The 7,268-nt window shown below is 56.5% G+C and carries 7 protein-coding genes and 2 pseudogenes; 3 read left to right on the plus strand and 6 right to left on the minus strand.

The features are described from left to right. Nucleotides 1-118: 118 nt before the first annotated feature. Nucleotides 119-322: a hypothetical protein gene (locus GA0061099_RS34315; protein ID WP_225115078.1), complete on the minus strand. Its 204-nt coding sequence runs from the start codon at nt 320-322 to the stop codon at nt 119-121. Nucleotides 323-393: 71 nt separating this feature from the next. On the opposite strand from GA0061099_RS34315, the gene GA0061099_RS40580 reads away from it, so the two are divergent. Both GA0061099_RS40580 and GA0061099_RS41560 read left to right on the plus strand, forming a co-directional pair. Further along, nucleotides 394-786 (plus strand): hypothetical protein, encoded by a 393-nt coding sequence (locus GA0061099_RS40580; RefSeq protein WP_141697715.1) that lies wholly within the window; start codon nt 394-396, stop codon nt 784-786. Nucleotides 787-2,999: 2,213 nt separating this feature from the next. Beyond that, a complete protein-coding gene (locus GA0061099_RS41560) occupies nt 3,000-3,152 on the plus strand; it encodes a hypothetical protein (protein ID WP_157786051.1) in 153 nt (50 codons plus the stop codon). 275 nt (nt 3,153-3,427) lie between these two features. Here the strand turns inward: GA0061099_RS41560 and GA0061099_RS34320 are convergent, their stop codons facing one another. From GA0061099_RS34320 to GA0061099_RS34330, 3 genes and pseudogenes are all read right to left on the minus strand, one after another. Continuing rightward, on the minus strand, nt 3,428-3,712 hold the full coding sequence (locus GA0061099_RS34320) for a DUF4102 domain-containing protein (protein ID WP_036030658.1): 285 nt from the start codon (nt 3,710-3,712) through the stop codon (nt 3,428-3,430). A gap of 820 nt (nt 3,713-4,532) precedes the next feature. Next, complete coding sequence (locus tag GA0061099_RS34325; RefSeq protein WP_036030656.1) at nt 4,533-4,739, minus strand: cold-shock protein; 207 nt, start codon at nt 4,737-4,739, stop codon at nt 4,533-4,535. Nucleotides 4,740-5,519: 780 nt separating this feature from the next. Next, nucleotides 5,520-5,717, minus strand: a pseudogene (locus GA0061099_RS34330) (response regulator transcription factor); the annotation flags it as partial. A 748-nt stretch (nt 5,718-6,465) separates the two neighbouring features. Here GA0061099_RS34330 and GA0061099_RS43010 point away from each other — a divergent pair. Beyond that, nucleotides 6,466-6,594, plus strand: a pseudogene (locus tag GA0061099_RS43010) (phosphoenolpyruvate phosphomutase); the annotation flags it as partial. Between the two features lie 23 nt (nt 6,595-6,617). On the opposite strand, the gene GA0061099_RS43015 reads toward GA0061099_RS43010, so the two are convergent. Continuing rightward, nucleotides 6,618-6,821, minus strand: coding sequence for a hypothetical protein (locus GA0061099_RS43015; protein WP_036030653.1), 204 nt, complete (start codon nt 6,819-6,821; stop codon nt 6,618-6,620). Nucleotides 6,822-6,938: 117 nt separating this feature from the next. Then, nucleotides 6,939-7,268, minus strand: a 330-nt coding sequence (locus GA0061099_RS34340; protein WP_074448276.1) for an IS5/IS1182 family transposase, incomplete at its 5' end; no start/stop codon positions are given.

Below are 7,268 nucleotides of genomic sequence, written 5' to 3' on the forward strand. Positions count from 1 at the left end.
CCGTTAACGTGGGTTACGGCAGTTTTAATGGTCTCATGATCGCCTGGAAAACGCCACGGCGGCACTAGCCAACAGGATCATCGATGCTTCGCGGTTCGCGCGGTAGCGCGTCACGTATTCAATTGTTTGCCGCAGAGTTGCGGTGGCGTTCATCGATCGGCAATGAGATCGCTCGACCCTCAAGCCTCCGCTCCAAATCCGCCAATCCTGCTTTACATTCGGCGACGACCGATTGGGCACGAAGCAGCTTGACCTTGAGCTCGTCCTTCTGCCTGACTATGTTCTCAGCATCCCAATCGTCCTGCAACAGCTCATTTACCATGTGTGACCACTGATGCAAGGCCGGCGCTTAGCTCCAAGAACCCAGGCTTGGCATCTCGCCGATACGGGCGCTTGAGCCAGGGCTTAAAGGTGGCGCAAACGATCGTCCAGAAGCGTAACGTCTTAACCCCGGTGTGCGCCATCTTGTTGAGGACCGCCATTGGTCGCGAGCCCGTTGCAGGACAGTCGGACTCTGGCCGGCAAAGCAAACGGCAATCCGAAGGTAGCGGAGTTCGCGATGCTGGCGCCCGTTTTGGAACGTGCATCAGGAGACGTCTGCCGTCGATGAAGTGGGCACGTTTCATTGAATACCTGGATCGGGTGCTGAACGAATATCATGGCCAAATTGGTGCCGTCACACATTCAAGCAACCGGCATGCCAATGCCCTCGAGCATTTTCATAGACAGAATTATGTAGTTTTTTCGCGCCATCTGGCTGCCGGCAATAATATTTGTCGCGACTGAAACAACCGATGTCTTGAGCAAGACAGCGAAAGCCGCAACCACGAGCCTGTAGCGGCGCTCACTCCGGCAGCCATTTCGGCCAGAGTGCTCCCACCATTTTTGCGCACGACGTTGTGGCGTGAGCCACAGTGGCGAGCGTTAACGCCAGAGTGACGGTGCTGTGCGGCCGATCGGCAGTCGATCCCCAATGCAGAAGAGCGTTGGAGGCTCCTCGCAATCTGGTGCCACGGCTGTTCACGATACTGATCTCACGCTTGAATTCCGAAGCCGCGTTTGGCCCAGCCTGGTCGAAGATCAGTTCGTGGCCCGCTTGCATCCTACGTCGCGATGCTACGCAACTGCGCCGCTCGGAACGGACTGTCGCACCTTCAGTCAGCATGGGCATCTTGGATGGCGTGGGAGATTGAACGGTTGAGCCTAGAGTGAGCCAAGCACTCGCGTCCGAATATGCCAAGCTCAAGCCGATCTGGAGCCCGGACAATGTTCGAATGTCAACAGCGTTTCGGTTTCACTCTTCATCGCGCGTTCTCGCTTGCTTGCCCGATGAGAGGCTCAAGACCTCCGAAATCTCCCGCAATTGATACTCGCGAGCACGGTGGAGCTGCTCATTGCGGGAGCGAGACCGCCGTCCGAAGATCCATGTCTCGCGGAATAAGTCGCGCACGCCAACCGTCCGTCAAAGAACAGATCGCGATTTTTTGTCCCCGAGTTCTTCACTGACGAAGAACTGAGGGAGGCAATTGTAGCCGACAGCGAACCCGGTAGCGGAATCCATAATCCTTTATCCGCGGCTTAGCTCGAATTGATAAAACGAGCGGGAGAGTTGGTGGGATCAGCAGCCGAGGAAAACCGACGAGAGAGCAATCGCACGATGATCACTGGGGCGAGACCGCCCGTCGTGGCTGCCTGCCGTTCTTCCATGGGACGATCAGCAAGCGAGAATAACGCACGCGTTCGCGGTCCATTGGGAAATGGCCTACTTAAGCTGGGAGTGTCGCGTCTTTCTGACGAACTGTAGATTTTAGAAGTTAACCAGAGTCAGCCAGATGGCACCTCGCCAGATCACGCGCATCACAAAGCATCGCGAAGACAGCCATCGGCGTATTCAAGTCAGCGGCGCGCCCCTTCCACTGAATAGACGCAATCTAGCGCACGTATTGAGCTATGGTGACTCTACAAAGGAAGCGCCGGTGAGATCATGGCCTTCAAGATGGGCGTTTCGGTGCTGTCACGCCAACCGCTGACCTGCCCTACTCTCCGAACTAATTGAACCTTAAGCTTCCAGAGTGATCCGCTCAAAAACGCGCGGCCCTGAGAGCGGGCCGCGAGTTAGGCCACGCAGCCGTATAGCTTTCGAGCAGTCCGCACCCGTTTGTTCCGGCGGCACTCGCACACAATCAACACCCACAACAGCACGACCGCTTGGGGGTCCGTCAGCCCAATCCGGACCGCACAGAAATTCAACGAGAAGGAGCGGCATGGTGACAACCCTTTTTCCATCGGGCTCATTCACCAAGATACTCAGCCACGCCGGGCTCCAAGCGCCCACAGGCAAGCGACCGTGATTGCGGTGAAAACGAGTACAGCGCCAATTGCTAGCACAATTTCCATCGTCGGCTTCCTTCTATTGCGCGGACCACCCACCAGACGTTGTATGTGAAGGAATTCCTCCGCCAATCGACTATCTGGACACCATTGTCTGTCACTCTCACGGAGAAGGAGGTTGAGGTGCAATAATCAAGACCGCTGTAGACTCCTGGGCACTTGGGCCTCAGTAGCCAATGCGATTCCGCACCGAAGTGATATACACTCGGTAGCGCACCGGCGATGTGGCATTCACTTTCGAAGTCGTAACCGTTTGTTATGCTCCCGGTTACGCGGACTCTGATTCTATTGTACCTGCGGCCTTCATGTTCGTACACGCTGAGGACTTCGCGACCGAGCGCATGAGCGAACGCGATAGCCGCTGAAGCCGCCCGAATGCGTTGCTCCATGTTGCCTCGCGAGCAGTAACGGGGCGGACCCGAAATGGTCTTGAACCATATCAGGCCCGCCCCAGCATCACAGCCCCTGCAAGACCGGTGACGCTCACTGCACCCAAGCAAGGACCGTGCCTTTCTTCCAAAAGGCTGCTGTACCTCGCTTGGGCTGTGTATACTTGTGAAGTGTCTCCTATTTTGTTCTGTCTCCATGTCCGTCAGGACGCAAAACGTTTGCAAGCCGACATTCGCGCATCAACGTTGAACTCAAGCGCAGGTAAGCTCGAAATCGCACAGGAAGGCGATCGCATCGCTCCGGAAGTAGCGCTGACGCTTGCAGTCTACAACCCTGCCGATCCCAAGCAGCGATGGGAATTGCTATTCTGAGTATCGTCGACACTAAGCCGTGCATCGACAACAAAAGCCGCGTCAGGAAAAATGGCAATCCTACTTGGCTCTACCAATTCAAAGGGTCAGTTGCTCAGCAGTGGAATTTTGTACCCCTAATGGACCTTAAGGTTGCAGAGTGACTGCCTCAAGAGGGGCGACGATTCGCGGCGCGCATAAACCGAATTCCGCTGATTACTCGCAAGGTAGTAGCGTATGGTACGATCATGCTGCAGGCGCAAATCCGTGTCGTAACGCAAAGCACGAAAATGAGTTCATGGGCGCCTTAGCCCCTCATCATTCTCGATGTCTCTCCCCTCCTTGGCGCTTGCGTTAGCGATCGGCTTCCTCAAATCGAGCAGCATGTTTTTGACCCAGGTCATTGACGTTTCATTTTCCCCAACGGGAGTACCGAGAGCGGCAAAGCCGCGGCGGCGTGCTTCAGCAAGTTTCAAGTCAGAATAGTGACCCAGCCGAACTTTGGTGCGGTTGTTTGACAACGACCAGGCTTTTCGCCTCTTGCGGACGCGCAAGGCAAAGGCCGGCGTCTTCCCGTCCATATACAAACCGGGCTTCAGTGACTGAACGAGAAATCTGTGAGTCCAAGAATTGGCACGATCTGGCACGCCTCTCACGTGGGCTGAGGCGGGCAGCCATCCCGAAGTATATTTGGGTCGAATTCGCGTAAACCACCACGAAACGCGGTTCACGGGCACTCTGTGGAATGGTGGAGTGGCTTCACAATCGATTCGCAAGCTGGCGGCAGTGGTCTGAACAATTGCGTTTAGGATTATGGCAGCCCGTGATCGGCAAGATCGAGTGCGGCAACTGGCGCGTCGCCTTTTTTGCAGCCGGCGGCAAAGCCCGTCAGCTTCTCGCGAGGTCTCCGGTGTAGCGGTGCTGTCCTTGAAAGAAGGAGCAGAGCGTAGACAATCCTCCGCGTCGAGCCTGACGGCTTTGATGGAGGTCCAGGACGAGTTCGTGCCTCAGGCGGCGCATGCCAGGCAATAAATTCCGGACCATCTTCAGTAGGCAGTTCAGGCAGAGCAGACGCGCCAGACTCTGCGGCAGAGGACGGTGCGGCGCTATGCTGACGCGCCTTTTTAGCTCGGCTCTCGTGATGAAACATTCACCGCACTCGAACCACAATCTCTACCAGCCCGCATCAAGAACTATTTGTGGCCGGACTGACGGCTCTGCGCCAGCAGCGCTTCACCGGTGTCGCAATCCCAATGCCTGGACGGCGTACGCCTCGGCTATGTTGCTTCAGCTGAGAAGGGGAGTGGTCACGTCAGCAAGACCTCACCATTACCTGACAACTATCCTCATCAACCCGAGACAGAGACCCCGCTCTCGTCCAAGGCGTCATTCGTCTTTCGATCAGCCAACCCGGAGATCTTCAGCTGAGATCTTGCCCGTACGCCCGGCCTTGGGCTGATAACTTACGCGGGCCCCCTCTTCGAGAGTGGTGTAACCGGCCTTTTCCACGGCACTGACGTGCACGAAGACATCGGGGCCTCCATCCTCGGGCCTGATGAATCCATAACCCTTGGTCGGATTGAACCACTTCACAATACCCATTGCCACCTCGGCACCTCCATAGTGAACCGTTGTGATCTAGCGAAGAGTCTTCCGGCCATCAAGAGCAGCGGCAAAAAACATCGCGGCATGAATGCGAAGATCTCGTCTCATTTTTCTGTCCGATCGCCTAGCTGTCGCCCAATATGCAAACGATAGAAAGCCCCTGACGCGACCGCACTTCGCTTCCATTCCTGTGGTCCCGGATGGCGATTTGACCTTCGCTTCAGTTGCCGCGGCGAACGGTTCACAAGAGAGTTGCACGCATCGAACACGCCCCAATAATCCAACAACACGACGTCTGCATTGATGGTCCGCGAAGTATCGGTCACTAAGCCAGCAACGTTTCGGGAGGAATCACCCGAACGTTGGTTGAGCGCGCAGAGTCATAGTTCGTCCAACTTCTACCAGCAGCGTGTTTTGGAAATGCGTCTGCCGACCATCATTGCCGTCTTAGGGTGCGGCCCGCGCCGTCCGAGCCGCGTTTGGGTGATCACCATTTCAGCACGTCAGCCGCTATGATCACCAGATTTCAGCTTCCGACACATATCGAACCGCTACGCCGGTAAGGGGAGGACGGACATTGGAATTCGACCGACCGTCCAGCTTTCAAGAGTGTGATGCGCGTGCGCCGTTGGCTTGATTACCTTGTCCACGTTGCGCCTCACCGTCGCAATCAGCGATGACATGGAAGCACGCACTGTTCATAGTGTCAGCACCTCTATCATCGCTGTACACTTGCCACGCGACGTCTGCTTGTATTCGCCACAGCGCCACCGAAACCGCGGCTTAAAGAAGACCCAAACGCCGCGCCTTGACGACGCACTGCGTCCGGCTGGTCGTTTCCAACTTTCGCATCGCATTCTTGACATGAAAGTTGACGGTGTTCAGGCTCACTTTCAGGATCACTCCGATAGCCCAGGATGACTTCCCTTCCTCGACCCATCGCAAACACTGTCTTTCCCGTTCCGACAGCACAACCTCTTGCCTATCCGCCATGAATTTCTCCTGTAGTCCAGAGAACAGGAAAGCATCAGCAAATGCCATACCACTCAGTGGCGCCAGCAAACTGGCGGCGAGGCAGGACAAGTTCTTCGGCGATTGCCGCTCCATTCGCACGAGGCTGCCATCCTGCTGTAGCCCTATCGACGGGCTTTCGACATTGTCGTCAATCCGACGGCAGCATTACGACATCCGTGGCTGTCGATATTTTCGTCTAAATCTATGTGAGCCGGATATCACCCTTTCCCTAAGCACTCCTCCCCCGAAGGACTGTGGGAATTCTCTCTCGAGGCGTAGCACGGGCTCGCGAACCCAGGTCATTCATTTTGCATCCAAGCCCTTCTTGCCAGCCTTAGGCGCGATGTCAATCAACCCATAGCGAAAGCTTTGCGTTCGGCGCGCCTCCTATGGCGATCATGCAAGCCTTTGCGGTCCCAATAAACTACCAATGCTGTTCATTGAGCGGCATCACCCGAAAAAATATGGGCAGCGACGTTGGTGGCAATCTAGGTCGGCTTACAGGATCTAGGCATGCAGCATCAAGCCAGAGGCGTTCGGTCCACCGCAGGTCAACAACGCGCGCGGCCCTCGCCTGTGGAAATGCTTCGTGCCCAGGACTGCTCGAATGATAAGCTCTCGTTTTGATAGAAGCCCATGATGGCCCTTCCGCCACAATCGCCCAGCGCTCAGAATTTAAGGGGCTCTGGGCTCTGGTCGGTCGATTGCCAGCTCGCTGAGCTATCGTGATGCCAATGAAGCTTCATGGAGCCAGCTCGTCCAGAGCGTCGAACGTATGGTGGACTCGACAGAGCTAGCTGTGCTCGTTGACGGGGATGGCAGCTTCGGCAGTTTCAACAATGCTCGCCTCCTCGCACGCAAACTTCGTCAGGCTGGCGCGGCGCGCGTCTCGCTTGAGGACAGCTGCTTCCCGAAGCTGAACTCGCTCATTGGTGAGCGGCCTCCGCTCGCCTGGATGAATTCTGCGGTCGTCTGCAGGCTGTAAAAGATGCAGTCGCCGAGAATCTTGTTCTCGTGGCCAGGATCGCGGCGCTGATTGCCGGTCACGGATTGAACGAAGTCATGCTCCATTCGATTGTCGCCTTGTGGTGCCTGCCGTCCCGCAGTAGGGCATCCAGGCGTCGCACCAGGTCGCCGGCCCGGCCGACGAGTCCCTGCCCGATCTGCTCGGCGTACTAGGGCTCGGACTCAATTGATCCAATAGGCAACGATGGCGGCGAGATGGACGGCAGCCAAGAAGTTCGTGGCTAGTTTGTCGTAGCGAGTTGCGACACGCCTGAAATCCTTGAGGCGGCAGAAACAGCGCTCGATGACGTTGCGCCCCTTGTAGGCGCGTTTGCTGAAGCTGTGGAGAGTGACCCTGTTGGATTTGTTTGGAATGACGGGCTTGGCACCACGATCGACGATTTCGGCTCGAAAGCCATCGCCGTCGTACCCTTTGTCGCCAATGAGGGCAGACATGGGTGGCGCGAGTTCCAAAAGGGCTGGCGCTGCGGCAATATCAGCGTCCTGGCCTGG

The sequence above is a fragment of the Bradyrhizobium yuanmingense genome (genome assembly GCF_900094575.1).
GTDB lineage: Bacteria > Pseudomonadota > Alphaproteobacteria > Rhizobiales > Xanthobacteraceae > Bradyrhizobium > Bradyrhizobium yuanmingense.